The organism is Brucella tritici (genome assembly GCF_008932285.1).
In the GTDB taxonomy this organism is placed as follows: domain Bacteria; phylum Pseudomonadota; class Alphaproteobacteria; order Rhizobiales; family Rhizobiaceae; genus Brucella; species Brucella tritici.
In genome coordinates this window covers 1-15,859 of sequence record NZ_WBVY01000007.1, presented here as the reverse complement: position 1 = coordinate 15,859, position 15,859 = coordinate 1, and the positions used below count along the sequence as shown (strand labels likewise).

The window sequence follows — 15,859 nt, the reverse complement described above, 5'->3', positions numbered from 1 at the left end:
CTTTTAAAACTCGATTTTTTACAATTATGTATCAATTAGTTGGCAGAATGCCGCTTCTTCATGAAATTGCGTTCAACCCGTTTTGAACCTGCAACGGTTCCAATTCCGCGATGGTGTAGACCTGTTTGCGAACTCGTATCATCATCAATTGAGGTCTTGATCTGGGAAAACATCGAGATCAGACTCAGATCATCAACGGGATCGGTATCTTCACGGGTTGAAATCGAATTCTGATGAGAAGCGGAACCGTTGGCCTCATTGTAGTAACGAATGACCGCATCAGGATCGCCACGGAATGCTATCAGCTTCAGCACTGTTTTAATCTCGGATACCGACTGCTCGACCGAAAACATGGAATCTGACAGTTCATGGATGCGGGACCGCATGCTATCGGTTTCGTCTACGTTACGTTGAGCATTGCGGATCAAATGCATAAACGCATCGCCCTTACTGACGCCACGTAGGGCACCCCAGTTGGAAAGATATTCGTCGGCGATCTCTTTATCGTCAGGTCTCAGCTTCAAACCAAGCGTTGACCACTTATCCTCCTTAGTCGAAATTTGTTTAGCCATAATATTCGTCTCCTGATGCGCTACAGTTGGACATCAGGTTGAACAATTTTATATAAATAAAATGAGGTTGAAACCGGATACCAATAAGTATTTAACGCTTATATTCTTAATGTTGGCCACCGGCGGCAAGAAAGTCAAGGTGTTAACACTAAGTTTTCGACCACAAAGTCTGGGTTTTCGACCCCAAAAGCCCGCCGCAGGCGACACAGGCACGTCGCAGTCGCGTCCTGTGTAAAGTCCAAGCCCCAAACGGGGCATCCATCCATTTCAACCCCGATGTCGATATGAATCTCATGGGAAATCATGGAGAAAATATCGGACATCAAACTTCATCAAAATCGACATCAAAAACGACCATCACCGATGTCAAAAAATATCATCACCGACACCTATTAATACCCATCGACACCGACAGGCAAATCACCGACATCTAATCAAACGATCAGACACCCGACAGAGTAAATCATGAAGACAGAAATTATCTCCACATGGAACGCGAAGACCTTCACTGAGGACATCCATGCATTCCTGAAAGAACACGCCGAAACGATTATCAGGTACCACCGCATCGAGCAGCAGACCGACGAAGAAACAGAACGTCTTCAAGAATGGCGACTCCGCCCTCGCAACCCCTTCTCCGACTCCTACAATCGAACTGTAGAAAGCCTTTCGGATTTGATGGCAGCGAAAACTATCCGTGCGTTCCATTTCACCCGCATGGTCGACTTCGAGGTCGAGGATGTTTTTACGAACGGGTTTTATGCGCCTACCACAGAAGACTCATTTGTTCGCTTGTCGGAACGGGTTGGACGTCTTGTAAGTGCTGGACATCTGACTATCCAAGAAGGTGATCGCATATTCTCATCTTCACCGCTGAATGATCCCGAGCAATTGCGTGCTCGACAGGGTTTCTGGATGACCACTGGCGCTTTCCGTCCCGAGGACAATTCAGTCCGCCTGCTCTTGGACAACTGGGGCGGCGAGGTCGGGTATTTCTGGATAGACGAGAGCCAAGATCCTGATCTGCTGACACGCGTGCAATCTATCGGCCATGGACGCATCTTCGAAATTGCCGTTCCTCTTACGGATGGAAATGGTCAGCCAATTTTCGGTTGTTATTCTGCCGCCAAAGACATCGTGAACGGTTTCGCTCGAAGGCATGGCTTCCAAACCGACAGGCTCGGTTTCGATCTTTCGATTAAGACCGCACTACCAGCTTCTGCCATTCTTGCTGTCCACACCGAAGGCGATGAAAGCTATATCCGGTTTGGTCGCGACTACGCTGACGGGGTTTTAGAACAATGATTTCAATGTTTACACGACGGCCATAACTGATCGACGAACTGCTAAAACAATTTTCGTTGAAGCCTGTCTGAATTAGCGCTATCGAAATCTCAGGGGTTGGGGTTTCAGATGGCGATACTGCGAAATATTCGAAACGGATATCGAGTTACGAGCGGAATCTGCTTGGTTGCGTCAGCACTGGCCTTTTATTCGTCTTCGCAGTTTGCCGCTGTAAAGCTGGCATTCAACTATTGGGATCCGCTGGCGATAACAGAATTTCGCTTGAACCAGCTGTCGACCAACGACTTCATTACCGAAATCGAAGCCTCACTCGCGGAAGAAGATATCGCTGAGGCTGGCAACCTTGTTGCCCTTGCCCTAGAACGCGGCCATGAAATCCCTTCTGAACTCGTGGAAAAGAGCAAGGAGTCCGTATTCCAGTATGGACTACGCAATATAAAGGATTTCATCAACGGCGCGACAACCGGTGAAGCTACGTCTGCGACGGCCATTGGCGGAGCACTGGCAGCCGATTATGTCGGGGTGGGCGATGTCCGTGACGCCGTCATCCAAGGTGGCTATCTTATTCAAGGTCAGGATTACGACAAGATTACGCTCGGCCTCTCGCTCGTCGGATTGGCGACTGTCATTCCAGGTACGGGCGCTGTCGACATAGGCGCATCCGTAGTGAAAACGGCTAACAAGGCGGGCAAGCTTTCGAAGCCGCTGCGAAACCACGTTGGGAAGCTGGCATCGGAGATGGTTGATGTGACCGCGCTCCGGAAGGGGCTTTCTGAAGTCAAGCTGCCAACCTTCCGAACACCAGCCATCCGTGAAGTCCGATCAACCATTTCGAATTTAAAATGGTCTGACGTCATGAAGGGCGACTTCTCGGGTTTCGGTGCCCTGATTAAGAGTATGATGCCCATTGACGTCAGCGCTGCCAAAATGAGCTTCAAGGGTGCAATTAAGCCGAATGTCGCTTCCGAAGTGGGAACACTTGTCAGCAATGCCACTGTGATCACCAAGGTCGGCGGAGTGAAGACAACCTTTCGGGTGCTGGAGCATGCCGACGATGCCAAGGATCTTTCGCGGTTTACTAAGCTGACATCCAGGTTTGGAGAAAAGACGTCTGCTGTCGTCAAAATACTGGGCAAATCGGCTATCAAACTGGGCAAACTGGCATACTGGCTAGCAGCCCTTATGATTGGCGTTCTGGGGTGGGTTTTGTGGTCTGCGTGGCTGGCATACTCGATGACTAAGGGAATTGGTAATCTCGTAACAAGACGGCGTGGACTGCAATGACCAATTAGCGCACGGTCATTAAAGACGATATGAGGGGGTATTAGATGGCTAAACGTTATCGCACTTTGCGATCTTTGGATCCTGCAGACATCGTGATGACTTCACTTCACAATTCCAGTGTGGATTCACATCGAAAAAAGCAGAAGAAAATCAAAGCTAACGAACGTTGGAAGGCTGTCTGCCGACGTTTGGAAGCTGCTGATATCAGCGAAGAATGGGTGGACGATGCGATCAAATTTATGGATCGCTATGGCTATACTTTGAACCAAATCAACACGAAGGTCGTACCTTATCTTGAAGATCTAATTTCTGAAAAGTCAAAGAAGGAAAAGAATGAGGCATTACGTGCCTCTCTAAAAAATATCAGTAAACAACAGGCGATCAATGACGCACTATCAACTATCGATAGAATTTCTAAGCATATTTCGTTGCAAATAGAGATGGAGGCTGCCTGCAATTTCATTAAGAACAAAAATCATGCTATAACTATTCGTCGATTTAACATAGTTACGTCTTTTTTAATTTCGCTTTTCCGCATATGCATATTTTTGGTATTTGGCTCCGTCGTAACCCATACATTAAATTACAATCCATCCTATTATGGAACAGCCACTTCCATACTTCTTATAGCAGCCATAATATTATTTGTTTTTTCGTATAAAAGCCTTCGGCGTTATCGCGTGCTTTTAAACGGGAAAAACATACTGGGGCTTCATAGTGTATTTTTAAGCGACACCCAGATTTCCAATATAAAAGATAATAAAAACCTTAAAGAATGCAAAAAACTATTAAATTTGAAAAAGCGGCATCTAAATAAAGAACTTATTACAAAATTTAAGTCGATGGAGCTGGAAGTTAATAAAAACAGCGATAGAGCTTCTGTAGTAAATATTACGGATGTAATAAAAGAGAACCATACCGGAACTGCAAGCAAGCCCTCGTCAATTTCGCAATAAATGATAACAAAATTGCAGGATCAACATGAAGTTCGGTAAAAATAAATCGACCTTGGCATTAATTGCAACTGGTGTCGGGGGAGCCGCCGTTGCTGGCTTCGGGCTTTCGCTGGGACGCGATATTTACAAAGGCACGAAAAAGAATGGCGGCAACCTGTTGCTATTGCTCGCTGTCATCTTTTGCCCTTTCATTGGCGGTCGCGGACTTGTAAGAGGACATGATCGTGGTGTCCTGGGCACCCTCTTTCTGACTTATATCGGCAGCATCTTGTTGATTGCGATTGGCTTCATTGCCGCTTCAATTCTCGCATTTGAAGGCCTTGCCGTCACCTCAAAAGAAAGCGAAGCGGGTGGCACAATCATGCTGGCTGTGATGATTGGCGCTGCAGTCACCGCATTTCTTACGGGAATTGGCATGCTGACTGGATTGTATCAGCGACCCAGGCGGCTCCGTGCATTCGCCGTCAATCGCCATAACGTGCGTTTTCTGAGCGATAACGGGTTCACCGAGACTGATGGCAAGGACATCACGCATTACGCACCGGATGGCCAAGCATTGCGGTTTCTGGAAGCCCATCCGGGTAAGCTCGTCTTCATGGCTGTTGGGAAACGCGGCAAACGTGCTTTCATCGATCTCGATGAGGACGGCAGGATGACGTCGTATACGGGCGTTGTCTGATCGAGTGGTTCGGAACTGAAAGAGCATTTCATGGATTTCGAACACTCGTCAAAGACGACGCCCAAACCCATCCAAAACTGTTGCACTTCCGCCACACGGAATCTTTTTGACAAAAAGGTGTAAATATCTCGGCGTTTGAAATGTATCTACATGGGCGAGCGATCCTGCCCGCGATTTCGATCAGGAGTATCCATATTTGGATCGTATCAAACGCCCTTTCATAAGCCTGCCCTATCCCAAGCGCCGCGATGCCTTCATTCGCTGGCGATGGCGGATTTTAAAGGACACCCCGATTTATGGCGGACTGTTCACTAGCCAATTGCAATTAGATGAGCAGGATGACAGCTCGGATTGGTTCGATTTTCTATTTGTTGGCACTGACGGTCAAACCGTTTGGAATGCCTTCATTATTACCGCCCGTGCCGCGTTTCTCGATGCTGAACAGTCGGAACGTTTCGATACTTCCGAAATCTACGAGTATTTCAAGATCGACCAAAGCTTTCCCAACGAGGTCGGCTTGGACATCGTTGTCGACGAACCTTCCATCGACCGCAGAGTGATTGAAAACGCCATCCGTCACTTCCGGACGTTGGGCGAGATCGAATGGATTAATCCCGTCCCAGTGCCGCAAGAACATCTACAGCCTGAAAGGGGAATTCAGCATGGATGAAATGAACGTCGGCAAAGTGGGGATCTTCTGGTTTGTGCAGTGGAAGGGCAGTATCAGGCTTTTGTCAGCGTCCTGCCCGATTGCAGAAGGCGAGCCATATGGCGATATGATCACCTACGGCACCGGGCATTATACTACCTGGAACCGCTGGCGAAAATCCAAGGCAGCGCCATTAGAACGAGGCATTGCTAACGCCTTCGAATATGAGGAATGGCCACGCGGCCGCGTCTCATATTGCCGAAACACGCGCAGATTTCTCCTTCTGTGCGATGGGAAGATCATGCGTGAAGATTTGTTGTCCTTAATAAAGGGTGCGTTCAAGCTGCCCGAAGAGCAAGTTACAGTTGATGGCGACCCGCATTATCGAAGTGTTGAAAACTTGGCTTGACTGACAATCGAAACAGATGATCGATATAGCAGGGCTATTGGGGGAAATATGAAAATCTGCATTCATCGCGGAAGCGATCAAATTGGCGGCTCTTGCGTCGAGCTGGAGTACGACGGAGCAAGAATTCTCGTTGATCTGGGGCAACCGCTCGATGTCGAATATGAGGACGCCGAACTACCTGCCATATCCGATATTCAAAACGTTCAGGGCGTCGTTCTCAGTCATGGGCATCGGGATCATTGGGGATTGTTGCCAAAGGTAGATAAGCAGATTCCTGTCTATCTGGGGCAGAAAACCCTATCCATTTTAAAGGCTGCAGAACCATTTGTGCCAGGCGGCTATGCCCCGCCGAATGCCATCACCTATTCACATAAAAGAACCTTTGAAATTGGGCCATTCCAGATCACGCCGCATCTCATGGATCACTCGGGTTTTGATGCCTACAGCCTGGTTATAGAAGCAGCTGGAAAACGCGTTCTATATTCAGGCGATGTGCGCGGACATGGTCGGAAAGCCAGGATGTTTGAAGGTTTCATCGGCAATCCTCCTGAAGCCATTGACGTGATGCTGATGGAAGGGTCCAGCCTTGGTCGATTGACCGCATCTGAAAGATTTGAAACCGAAGCGGAGATTGAGGAGCGCCTGCGAGAAGCGATTACGAGAACGTCCGGGATGCTGTTGGTTGCGTGTTCAGTCCAGAATATCGACCGCGTGGTGAGCGTCTATCGAGCAGCCAAACGCAATGGTCGTCAGCTACTGGTTGATGCATACGGAGCCGAAGTTCTAAAGGCGACAGAGACCGCGTCTATTCCCAAGCCATCAGATGGCTGGGACGATGTGAAGGTTTTCATTCCGCAATTTCAACGACGCCATCTTGTTCGCAACGGGATCGCCCATTTGGTCGACGGCTACAAAGGTCGCCGGATTTATCCCGAAGGGCTGACGAATATCGCTTCGAGCTCAGTAATGATCGTTCGTCCGTGGATGATGACAGAACTTTCTCAGATCGGCGCTCTGGAAGGGGCGAGAGCTATCTGGTCGCAATGGGACGGATACCTGCAGGAGGAATCCGGTTTGAAGTTTATCGCCACTTGCGAAGCATTAGGTGTTCCTATGGAGACAATCCATACATCGGGCCATGCCGATATTCTGGACTTACAACGATACGCAAATGCCGTAGCCCCGAAGAGGCTGGTTCCCATTCATACGTTCTTCCCGGAGCGGTTTTCCGAACTCTTCGACAATGTCGTTCCCTCAAAGGACGGTGAATGGATGGAAGTGTAAACGAAAACCCATGTCTTCCAAATAATTCCAGTAACGAGATGATCTATGTCCAAATTTAAACGTCGGGTCGACCCATCGCGACTAACATCTGCCACCGTTGACGAACACCACTGGTTTCGCGAACTGCTGCTACGTTGGCGGCCGTCTGGAGTGCCATCTGAGAGAACAGCAGCCGGAAAATTTGCATCCCTTCGCCTTGCCGTGCGTGATGGCTATTTATCATTTTATTGCGCAGGAAATCAGATAGCTAAAGTCGGATGCACCTACCGTTCATTCTACGAAGAAACTCACCATAAATATCTAGACCTGCCCAAACAGGGTACGAATAGCCACATTCGCGTATCTCCACCCAGTGCTAACGCGGCAGAAGAACTGCTCACGAAACGCATCTCTGGGTCGTTTTATAAGCAGGGTGGTGAGAAGGACTTCGTCGATGAAGTCGTTGGGTTGAACCCCGGAATCTTCGATCTAGAACTTGCTCTTTCCTTTCTGCTCCCAGGCAAGGTTAGGCCCTCAGCGTATCGTTTAGATGCCGCGTCGCTGGAACCCGATGCCGATGGATGGCGCATAGCGCTTTGGGAAGCAAAACTCGCGGAGAACAGTGGTGCGAGAGCGTTGGAGGTTCCGGCCACGATGGCACAACACGCGACATACAGTGCCTGGTTTAGAGAACATGGAAATGCGGAAGCGTTTATCGAGGGTTGTCGCGCGAGTTGCAGATATCTGGTGCAACTGCATGCACTTGCCAAATACGCTGGAAATACTGATATCGCGCCCCTTCACAGAAGCATCGTTGAAATAGGGACGAACCCTCAAGCCCCACTCACCCTCGATGCCGACGTTCGCTATCTCATTGATGTCAGAGGCCCAAAAGGCGTTTCATTTATTGCCAACGGCCACGACAAGAAACTCAGGGATAATGGCATCCATGTCCAAGTTTTTGGGAATAGTGACAGAATGATACTCGGCACGAGAGGAGCATAAAGTTGACTTCGAAGCAGACCAGAATACCTTGCGCGATTGCATTTACGGTATTGATTGCCTTTGCATCTCCCACCAACGCGGCTAAGATTTCAAGCGAAGACCAAGATCGTCTAAGTGCAATCGGTTACGCCGACGCTCTCATCGAAGCGTGTCCAAAGCGCTTCACGCTTACATCAGGTGCAGAGGCGCGCATCGCAGGTTACAGAAAAAAACACGGCCGCCGAATAGATGCAATTGTAGCAACGCAGTTGAAGGGTATGAATGCTGATCCCGATGTCGACTGCGTCGGCGAAGGCGATATATTTCCGCTGGATATCAGATTATCAAATTTCGACGGAAAACCGCTTCTGAAGGATCTCGGCAACGTCTATGCAAAAACCTCGCCGTCCGCTGTGAATAGAAATAACGGTAGAGAGTATCAATTCATTGCGGAACTCTGCTCCAGTTCCCCGCTTGTGTGCAAAAAAAGTGTCAAACATCCCCGTCAGTTCGTATCGCCAAAGCAAATGATCCAGAAGCTAAAAGAGCCGGGAATGTGGGATGCGAGACATGAACTGGTCGAAGGCTGGTCGTGCAAGAATGCTTCAGATGCATGTGAGGGCGGAGATTGATATGGTTTGTGCAACTCAAGCTCACTGACATCCAGTTTCCAGAACATTGAGATTCACGTCTACCCCAATTGGGGGCGGAAATTATGTGTGCGAAAGAGATGATCTCCCTATAACTGGGGAGAAATGAAATGAATAAAACTATCGTGATTCTTGCTACCGTTGGCATTCTTAGCATCCCGACACTGTCCAATGCGAAGGACGTCTGTTCTGACGAGTACATGGCTTCCGCTATTCGGAATGAGGCAAACCTGGCGCAAAACGCGGTTGGCATTTGCCCAACTGCTCGTGCTCAAATCAAGTTAATGAAAAAGAGCATTGCACTTATCGATAACTGTCGGCACATGCCCGACCTCATGCAGTTGAGATCACGGTATGTAAACACACTTCAACAAGCTCAGGCCCAGGCAAAAGCGGCCTGTTCTTGATAATCGTAAGCGAATTTTCCAGGGGGCTTCGGCTCCCTTTTTCTTTCAAACCGGACGGATCACAGGCATTTATGCTGACAGTGCAATATCTACCGCTTAAGTATAACTCCCCCAATTGGGGCAGGTAAACTAGTTGGCTCTGCATCTATCCTGTGCGGGAAAGGGAGGAAGCCATGAACACGAAAACAAATAGAATTCTTCGAAACCTTTACTTGGGGAAGCTAACGTTATCGTTTGCAGCAACTATGCTATTGGGTAGCGTTGCAGTTCCAGTACTACCTCAAAATGCCAACGCCCAAGGTGCAAACCACTGCTTAACAATTGACCACGTTAGCAACAACCTTGCTGACTTTCTTATCAACATTTGCAACGTACCCATCACCGTCTATTGGCGTGACAGCGGATCTTGTAACAGTGGTTGCATGGATAGCGTTCGTCCAGGTGGCAGATCATCGATCACAAAAATGCGTGGCAGCTATCGATATTCGTCGTGCCAAGGCCAGTCCTGTTCGCCGTCACGTTTTTAACACCGTACCGCTTCGTGAGTATAGAAGAAGACCCATGTGGTCAACTCTCCCCGTTTGGGAGGAGATTTTGTCTGCATGTGGCCTTTATTCTCTGCCCAATCCAAATGCGGCCTATTATGAGAGAGTAAAATGCAGGAAGTGGCGCTCTTTAAAGATATCAAATCCTTGTTAGCGGTTATATCCGTTGGTCTGACTGTTTGTTCGTTGCCATCATTTTCCTCGGCAGCGGAAAGGAAACTACCAACTTGGACGGCCTCAGAAGCCAAGACACAATTGGATCGCTCCGCAGCACTGTTGAAACGGCAATGTCACTCAAACAACAAGAATTCATCTCAATGTTATCATGACACTTCGGGTGCGATCTTTTCTTCTCTCCATCTTAAGGATTACAAACAAGCGCTGTATTATGTAAATAACTATGCATTACCTCAATACTTTTCATCACCACTTTGTGAGGAATATTACTACTATGACAAGACGCACCGTATACCATTTCAATTGAATAAATGGACGATATACGCTATAATTAACAATAGATTAAACAGACACAAGGTGCTCACCAGAGAACAATATGTAAGCGGATACCTCTGTTTTACTTTTTTCAATAATAGCAGCAGCTATTCTTCAATCAGTGGGATTCCATTATCTCGAAATGATTACATCCAATCATCTAATTCTTTTCTTCCGTCCAACGAGGCTACAACTTTGGTCAGGTTTGATAAGGAAATATCCACTCCCTATAGTGAAAGATGGTTGCAAATAGCGAAGACAGTTAAACAATATAATAAAAACGTTGCTCTACAATTAGAACTTTCAAAGAATGCCCTGGCTCAGGCCAAGCGACGTGGATACCCCGAACAATACATTATGTTTCTTGATAGTCTCGTCTCTAGTGACCGAAACAATCTTGTAACAGCCGAAAGGGCAAAGTGATGCGGTCAATCCACAGCTCATCCCTCATCATCATAACACTTTTTGCTAGTGCATATATTGGTATCGATCAATCTATAGCAGATACGAGCACAAAAGGGGTCGAGAGCAATGGTTGCAGTAGTTGTTCTATCAGAGGGAATCAAACTAATAGGAAGGGCGCATCTGCGGCCGCCATTGCAAATGGTTTAGGAATCATTCTTCAATCCATCCCTAACACAGAAGTCGATATAGAAGCGGACATCAAAAAAAATGCTCGTGAGTATCGTGAGAAAATCAATCGTGCCGACCGTAGGGCGGCCTCTATAGAGAAGAACACTTCGGGCTCTTCATTTGCAAATCCTTGGGCACAGAACCGAAATGCTCCGAAGAAAGACACAGATACCGGTCGTGCACCTTACGCGGATTCCAAGTGTGCACAAATTAAGCCACGTGCCAATCGAGGAAAAATTGACTGGGACAGCGTTGCAATCACAAATACATGCAAATTCCCAATCGAAGTTATTGCCTGCTACTATGATAAAGGTGCCGAGAATAAATGTACGTTTTCGAATACCGGAGCATGGGGAAGTCCAGGTCGTATACAGCCGGGCGGCAAGATAGCATCTGTGAGTGACACGCGCACACCGCTGTGGAAGGTCAAATACGTCGTCTGCAACATGTCAGGCGTGAAAAACCATAGCAAATTGTGCTTGTTGCCGAAGGGGTAAACCACCGCATGCGGCTGGTCGCCAGAAATTCAACGGAGCAGATCAGACAAAGATCCGCTCCGCCCTCGATTTCACTCAAACGAAAGCAGGTGCGTAACAGCGCGGCCGACGAACACAGCTTCCTGGGCTCCCAATTCCTCTGCGATGGCTTTCAGCAGATCGATGTTGATGACGACCTTAACACCGTTTAGAAGCTTGTATATCTAGTCTCTGTCATTGTCTGACATCTATTGAGTAAACGCATTGATGTCCGCTGAAAACCGCCTGTTAAGGTCAGTAATGACATCACTGAAAACCATTGAGTGGTCGGAAAGCAATGCTTCCGTAATTGCTTTCTTTTCCCCTTCGGCGGCGATCCCTCTGTTGGGAATAAAGCTGCGACGTTTTGAAAGCCATAGAAGGGAATCGGTAGCATCAAACTGGCTGCCATCCAGCTTAAAGCCTTCTTTGCTTAAGGACGCCCGACAAACTGCTTCGGTCATCCCTGATAGAAGTGAAAGTTTCCGGATATTCAAACCGTCTTGCTGGATATTCATCTAAGAATGTTGTTCCGCTTCAGCATACCTTTACCTGCGAGATGAAGAACTGCTTCCTCAGCCAGTGGTCCAAGCGGCAACCAGATGGCATTAGAGAGCAGTCTGGCTTCCTCAGCCAACTGGGTTTCAACCATGCTCCGAAGCAGCGGTGTCTTGAGCATAGACGGCTTGCCAGCGTGATTGTTGCCGTCAACGAAAACTGGATACTGCAGAGCAGACGTGAAGTGCATGTCTGTGGAACCAAATTCAAACAGCGAAGCGGTCGATGGAGTGTGCAAGAGATTAGCAACGCTTATGTAATCGAGCATCTCGACCAGGTTGGAGCGCATAGCTCCGCTAAAGCTGGCCGTCATTTTTGCGGTACGGAGGGCTCCACGATGGATCTGACTGCCAGCTTTGCATCACTGAGGCATTCAGGGCATTTAAAGCCTGCGTCATGCCGGGCGTGATGCCGACGATTGCGAGACGTGCGGACGTCTCAACATAATCGAACGGGGAATAACAGACCTGTTGATTGCCTTCGCGATGGAGAGCCAGTCGGCTATCGGTTTCTGCAACCATCTTCAGCGAATTCCTGTCCAACATGATGCTCTCGGCCCCACGGACGATTTTCCCTGCCCCATATTGAATGATGGCTTCGACTACCCGCCGAGGTATTGCCCTCTGCTGCATCCGTTCGCTTGCATGCAATGTCACGATCATGTCGCCCTCCATGACCTTAATACGGATATATATATATATCCATATAACTACTTGCGCTCGCGAAATATGCCATTGCTATATAACTTTCTACCTTAATTGCGTTTGACGCCTTGAACTGCGACGCTGTGGGCAATGGAACGCTTTGTCACGAATGCTAACAATCCCTCTTTTTTCATTTCTCTGCCCCGATTGGGTGAGGCGTCAGCCGTCTAATCGGAGTTTGATTGATGTCTAACTTCTTGGGGCAGAGGACAAGAAAATGGCGTCCAACTTCAAATGGCCTGTTCTCATAGCAGCAGCCGTCGCATGCTCGTATCCGGCTCAGTCGTCCGAATGCGATTATTCGAAATCAGTTGGAAACTGCGATGCCAAAGCGCGAATCCTGAGATCGAAATCGACCAAAAACGTTTCGACTATCGAACTAAAATCCGACGCCACCTGCGCAATTGTCGATTATAAGGTGGACAGATATTCTTATTTCACCAGGCTGCCGTCAGACGACCCGCATACCGTTCGAATTCCGAAGAATTCACGGTCGCGGCCTAAAATGGTCTCCGGTGTGCAGTGCATCGCATACGCAATCCAGGACACTCGGGCGGCTCCTCTCTCCAAAGAAATGCGTACACGTATAGAACAATGCGCAGCGTCTTATTGCGAGGAGTATCTGCTCCAGAAAGCGAAGGACGACGATACCATAGCGCCAACCTTCGACAGCTGCATTGCCGAGATGACGACGTATCGGGATGCGAGCTCGATCTCGAAGGCGCTGCGATCAAAACGGTCGCTGGAACCGTATTCCATCTACCTCAACAGGTTCAATGCCTGTAGGATGTCCGTCGTCGGTACAGAACTCTCCTGACGGCCATCTAATCAGGAGACCGGATCTTGCTTCCCAGGGCGACCAGCTCAGATTGCCTGTTCGTTTTCGTCTTTGCAAACGCCGATTTCAAATGCGTGCGTACGGTTTCGTATGACAGGAAAGAGCTTTCAGCAATCTCCTTCAGCGACATCCCCTTGCACAGCTTGTTAACGATGTCGGCTTCCTTGGGCGTCAACTTGAAAACAGTTCTGAGCGTTTCAGGCGATGCCACCTTATCGTTATCGGGATCGTCCAGCAGAATTACTCCGATGGCATTCGCGAAGAAGTCGGGCAAATTTCCACCGAGGCGTTGAATACGCAGCATCAACGGGCTTTTGCCTTCCCGCTCGATCAAGACCGGACCCATATGCTTCGGATCCGGTAAAAGCCATTTCTCGTCGACGACGGATTGCATTAGTTCGCGTATCCGGGATGTTTCGTTGTGGCGTTGGGATTTCAATTCCCGGTTTGAGACAGAGAGGTCGACGCCCAGCATTGCTTCGGCATCCGATGTCACCTGAGTGACTTTGCCAAAACGGTCAAAGAAGATTGCCGCCACTCCAGCCATCTCATATGCATCGGCCATGCCGCCAAGTCGGCTTTCATGTAATTGACGCATGAGATCCGCTGACATCATCAATCGCTCCCGCATCCGTGTGAAAATGGCGACTTCGTCTTCGTCGTAGAAATCCAGATCGAGCCGTCTATGCAATGTCAAAACCAGGAGGTCATCTGGAGCAGCATTCCAGCCAATCATGCATGTGCGACCAATGCCATACTTCGCTTGGAATTTGTAATATGCACTTTTCTCAAAGACATCCCTTGGCGTGTATTGCTGATCGCAGGCTGTCCCTCCCCTCTTCAAAAACGGCAAAGCCCGCAACCGCCATTCATTCGCATACCAGCCATCATTGAAATAGTCTTCGAAAGCCGCCGACAGGGATTCCGTATGTATCACCAGATCGGGATTCCGCTTTGATGCTGGAATGATATTCGCACCAAACGATCCCGTGGCATCCGCTATTCCACCAATGACTTCCTTCCACAACGACGTATCGAAGGCAGCTTCAAGTGCTCTGTCGAGGGCGCTATCCAATTTTACAATGTCGATATCCATTCTGACGGTTCCCCAGCCCGTAATGCCCCGTCGTACAGAATATATGAAAATCGGTAATCACGCACCTCACCCAATTGGGGGAGGGAAAAAATGCCAACGATTTCTAGTCTGGAAGCGATAATAAGCGTTGGGGATAAGAGGAATGAAAATGGGCAAGCTTGGCGTCGTCTTAAGCCTGTGTGCGTCTTTAACAATTGTCGGATGCGTAAAAAGAGAAATGCTTTCCGACAACAATTTGCTAATGGACAACGCATTCGGGGTAGACCCCTCTCATCATACCCCTGAGGAACAAGCTCGACTGAAAGAATTGCTCGCTCAACGGGCGCAAAACGAACAGCTCACTGAGGTTGGTAAGAACAACGTCGGCGGATCGAGATCTTACGACACCTATTCGCCATCCTCGTCGTTTTCACAATTCCCCCCAGTGCCACCGGACGACCGCGCCGATTGTGAAGGGAATTCCAACACGCCGTTCAATCGATGGATTGAAAATGTCCAGGCTAAGGCCAGTTCTGGCGGAGCTTGCCTGAATTCACGAGGAGCTGAGCTGATTAATCGCGAGGGTGCAAAAAGATCACGTTACTGCGCATCAATTCTATCCGGTAGCGAACGCGAACAATCGCTCCAGCAAGCCATCGTCCATGACCAAGCCGCCAACGAGGCGAAGGCATCAGCCGCATCAACATGTAGCTGAGATCCTACTAAGAATGCGGGTGCTACATTGCGACAATCGAATACATAATACAGACGAGTCGACGTTCGGCCCTCTGGGATGCATTTTGCTAACTGGGCCATAGGCGTTTCAATGGCCCAGTTAATAAGAATCCAAAGGAATTTGTGACCTTACTGACGCTTCCAGAGGTCTCCGGAGCCTTCTTTCAGCGTATTTGCATCAATGATTGTATAGGTGACGTTTGCTCTCGCATTTGAGATCGTGTCCCCATCTCGCGCCCCGTTCCATTGCTCTTTAGGTATTCTTATTTCCGAATTCTTGCGGCCGTTTTTGCCGCCCGAATATTCCGTCATCCATTCGTCTGCGGAAACTTTACCGTTGGCTTCTTTCAGAACCATCGAATGCTCATAGGTACTCTTTGCGACCTTGTAAGAATGTGTCCATTCGCCGTCGATTGATACATTCGAAGCCGCGAAGGATGATGCAGCCATACCTAAAACAATGACCGAAGCCATATAGAGTAAGCGGTCAGCCGATGGCGTTAGACTTGAAGTTCCAAGGCATCAGAGTTTCGATTTCGGTTACAGGCCAACCTTGAGCGATACGGTTCAGGGTTTGGGATAGCCAGTCGAGCGGATCGACGGCAT

Annotated in this window: 20 protein-coding genes; 13 read left to right on the top strand and 7 right to left on the bottom strand. The window is 48.6% G+C overall.

Annotated elements, in window-relative coordinates:
- Nucleotides 1-35: 35 nt before the first annotated feature.
- The gene (locus tag F9K94_RS21180; protein WP_151648275.1) at nt 36-572 is read right to left on the bottom strand and encodes a hypothetical protein; all 537 of its coding nucleotides are present in this window, start codon (nt 570-572) and stop codon (nt 36-38) included.
- Nucleotides 573-1,037: 465 nt separating this feature from the next.
- On the opposite strand from F9K94_RS21180, the gene F9K94_RS21175 reads away from it, so the two are divergent.
- The 12 genes from F9K94_RS21175 to F9K94_RS21120 all read left to right on the top strand — a co-directional run bounded on the left by F9K94_RS21175 (nt 1,038) and on the right by F9K94_RS21120 (nt 11,325).
- Nucleotides 1,038-1,877 (top strand): hypothetical protein, encoded by an 840-nt coding sequence (locus F9K94_RS21175; RefSeq protein WP_151648273.1) that lies wholly within the window; start codon nt 1,038-1,040, stop codon nt 1,875-1,877.
- Nucleotides 1,878-2,039: 162 nt separating this feature from the next.
- Entirely contained in the window at nt 2,040-3,161 is a 1,122-nt protein-coding gene (locus F9K94_RS21170; RefSeq protein ID WP_151648271.1) for a hypothetical protein, read from the top strand.
- Nucleotides 3,162-3,205: 44 nt separating this feature from the next.
- Nucleotides 3,206-4,117, top strand: coding sequence for a hypothetical protein (locus tag F9K94_RS21165; protein WP_151648269.1), 912 nt, complete (start codon nt 3,206-3,208; stop codon nt 4,115-4,117).
- Nucleotides 4,118-4,142: 25 nt separating this feature from the next.
- Nucleotides 4,143-4,796, top strand: coding sequence for a hypothetical protein (locus F9K94_RS21160; protein WP_151648267.1), 654 nt, complete (start codon nt 4,143-4,145; stop codon nt 4,794-4,796).
- A gap of 196 nt (nt 4,797-4,992) precedes the next feature.
- Nucleotides 4,993-5,466, top strand: coding sequence for a hypothetical protein (locus tag F9K94_RS21155; protein ID WP_151648265.1), 474 nt, complete (start codon nt 4,993-4,995; stop codon nt 5,464-5,466).
- On the top strand, nt 5,459-5,854 hold the full coding sequence (locus tag F9K94_RS21150; protein WP_151648263.1) for a hypothetical protein: 396 nt from the start codon (nt 5,459-5,461) through the stop codon (nt 5,852-5,854). Before F9K94_RS21155 ends, F9K94_RS21150 begins: the two co-directional genes overlap by 8 nt.
- Before the next feature lie 48 nt (nt 5,855-5,902).
- Entirely contained in the window at nt 5,903-7,138 is a 1,236-nt protein-coding gene (locus tag F9K94_RS21145) for an MBL fold metallo-hydrolase (RefSeq protein WP_151648261.1), read from the top strand.
- A gap of 45 nt (nt 7,139-7,183) precedes the next feature.
- Entirely contained in the window at nt 7,184-8,122 is a 939-nt protein-coding gene (locus F9K94_RS21140; RefSeq protein ID WP_151648259.1) for a hypothetical protein, read from the top strand.
- A 2-nt stretch (nt 8,123-8,124) separates the two neighbouring features.
- Nucleotides 8,125-8,733 carry a hypothetical protein gene (locus F9K94_RS21135; protein ID WP_151648257.1) on the top strand — a complete coding sequence of 203 codons (609 nt, stop codon included), beginning with the start codon at nt 8,125-8,127 and terminating at the stop codon, nt 8,731-8,733.
- A gap of 128 nt (nt 8,734-8,861) precedes the next feature.
- On the top strand, nt 8,862-9,158 hold the full coding sequence (locus tag F9K94_RS21130) for a hypothetical protein (protein WP_151648255.1): 297 nt from the start codon (nt 8,862-8,864) through the stop codon (nt 9,156-9,158).
- Nucleotides 9,159-9,814: 656 nt separating this feature from the next.
- On the top strand, nt 9,815-10,618 hold the full coding sequence (locus F9K94_RS21125) for a hypothetical protein (protein WP_151648253.1): 804 nt from the start codon (nt 9,815-9,817) through the stop codon (nt 10,616-10,618).
- Nucleotides 10,618-11,325 (top strand): hypothetical protein, encoded by a 708-nt coding sequence (locus F9K94_RS21120; protein ID WP_151648251.1) that lies wholly within the window; start codon nt 10,618-10,620, stop codon nt 11,323-11,325. The genes F9K94_RS21125 and F9K94_RS21120 overlap by 1 nt, the downstream gene beginning before the upstream one ends.
- Nucleotides 11,326-11,552: 227 nt before the next feature.
- Here F9K94_RS21120 and F9K94_RS21115 read toward each other — a convergent pair whose 3' ends face one another.
- From F9K94_RS21115 to F9K94_RS21100, 4 genes are all read right to left on the bottom strand, one after another.
- Nucleotides 11,553-11,861, bottom strand: coding sequence for a hypothetical protein (locus F9K94_RS21115; RefSeq protein ID WP_151648249.1), 309 nt, complete (start codon nt 11,859-11,861; stop codon nt 11,553-11,555).
- Nucleotides 11,858-12,190 carry a hypothetical protein gene (locus F9K94_RS21110; protein ID WP_151648247.1) on the bottom strand — a complete coding sequence of 111 codons (333 nt, stop codon included), beginning with the start codon at nt 12,188-12,190 and terminating at the stop codon, nt 11,858-11,860. The genes F9K94_RS21115 and F9K94_RS21110 overlap by 4 nt, the downstream gene beginning before the upstream one ends.
- 7 nt (nt 12,191-12,197) lie before the next feature.
- On the bottom strand, nt 12,198-12,563 hold the full coding sequence (locus F9K94_RS21105) for a DUF4258 domain-containing protein (protein WP_192799546.1): 366 nt from the start codon (nt 12,561-12,563) through the stop codon (nt 12,198-12,200).
- A gap of 866 nt (nt 12,564-13,429) precedes the next feature.
- Nucleotides 13,430-14,539, bottom strand: coding sequence for a helix-turn-helix transcriptional regulator (locus F9K94_RS21100; RefSeq protein ID WP_151648243.1), 1,110 nt, complete (start codon nt 14,537-14,539; stop codon nt 13,430-13,432).
- Between the two features lie 142 nt (nt 14,540-14,681).
- Here F9K94_RS21100 and F9K94_RS21095 point away from each other — a divergent pair, with 142 nt between their 5' ends.
- On the top strand, nt 14,682-15,233 hold the full coding sequence (locus F9K94_RS21095; RefSeq protein WP_151648241.1) for a hypothetical protein: 552 nt from the start codon (nt 14,682-14,684) through the stop codon (nt 15,231-15,233).
- A gap of 149 nt (nt 15,234-15,382) precedes the next feature.
- Here the strand turns inward: F9K94_RS21095 and F9K94_RS21090 are convergent, their stop codons facing one another.
- Both F9K94_RS21090 and F9K94_RS21085 read right to left on the bottom strand, forming a co-directional pair.
- Nucleotides 15,383-15,727, bottom strand: a complete 345-nt coding sequence (locus F9K94_RS21090; RefSeq protein WP_151648239.1) for a hypothetical protein — start codon at nt 15,725-15,727, stop codon at nt 15,383-15,385.
- Nucleotides 15,728-15,740: 13 nt separating this feature from the next.
- Nucleotides 15,741-15,859, bottom strand: a 119-nt coding sequence (locus F9K94_RS21085) for a transposase domain-containing protein (RefSeq protein WP_151610493.1), incomplete at its 5' end; no start/stop codon positions are given.

Bases quoted from the DNA above. Each gene is read 5' to 3' on its own strand.
- F9K94_RS21100 (WP_151648243.1), bottom strand. From the start codon at position 14,539: ATGGATATCGACATTGTAAAATTGGATAGCGCCCTCGACAGAGCACTT.
- F9K94_RS21145 (WP_151648261.1), top strand. From the start codon at position 5,903: ATGAAAATCTGCATTCATCGCGGAAGCGATCAAATTGGCGGCTCTTGC.
- F9K94_RS21175 (WP_151648273.1), top strand. From the start codon at position 1,038: ATGAAGACAGAAATTATCTCCACATGGAACGCGAAGACCTTCACTGAG.
- F9K94_RS21165 (WP_151648269.1), top strand. From the start codon at position 3,206: ATGGCTAAACGTTATCGCACTTTGCGATCTTTGGATCCTGCAGACATC.
- F9K94_RS21125 (WP_151648253.1), top strand. From the start codon at position 9,815: ATGCAGGAAGTGGCGCTCTTTAAAGATATCAAATCCTTGTTAGCGGTT.
- F9K94_RS21130 (WP_151648255.1), top strand. From the start codon at position 8,862: ATGAATAAAACTATCGTGATTCTTGCTACCGTTGGCATTCTTAGCATC.
- F9K94_RS21090 (WP_151648239.1), bottom strand. From the start codon at position 15,727: ATGGCTTCGGTCATTGTTTTAGGTATGGCTGCATCATCCTTCGCGGCT.
- F9K94_RS21140 (WP_151648259.1), top strand. From the start codon at position 7,184: ATGTCCAAATTTAAACGTCGGGTCGACCCATCGCGACTAACATCTGCC.
- F9K94_RS21095 (WP_151648241.1), top strand. From the start codon at position 14,682: ATGAAAATGGGCAAGCTTGGCGTCGTCTTAAGCCTGTGTGCGTCTTTA.
- F9K94_RS21150 (WP_151648263.1), top strand. From the start codon at position 5,459: ATGGATGAAATGAACGTCGGCAAAGTGGGGATCTTCTGGTTTGTGCAG.
- F9K94_RS21110 (WP_151648247.1), bottom strand. From the start codon at position 12,190: ATGCGCTCCAACCTGGTCGAGATGCTCGATTACATAAGCGTTGCTAAT.
- F9K94_RS21120 (WP_151648251.1), top strand. From the start codon at position 10,618: ATGCGGTCAATCCACAGCTCATCCCTCATCATCATAACACTTTTTGCT.
- F9K94_RS21115 (WP_151648249.1), bottom strand. From the start codon at position 11,861: ATGAATATCCAGCAAGACGGTTTGAATATCCGGAAACTTTCACTTCTA.
- F9K94_RS21105 (WP_192799546.1), bottom strand. From the start codon at position 12,563: ATGATCGTGACATTGCATGCAAGCGAACGGATGCAGCAGAGGGCAATA.
- F9K94_RS21160 (WP_151648267.1), top strand. From the start codon at position 4,143: ATGAAGTTCGGTAAAAATAAATCGACCTTGGCATTAATTGCAACTGGT.
- F9K94_RS21180 (WP_151648275.1), bottom strand. From the start codon at position 572: ATGGCTAAACAAATTTCGACTAAGGAGGATAAGTGGTCAACGCTTGGT.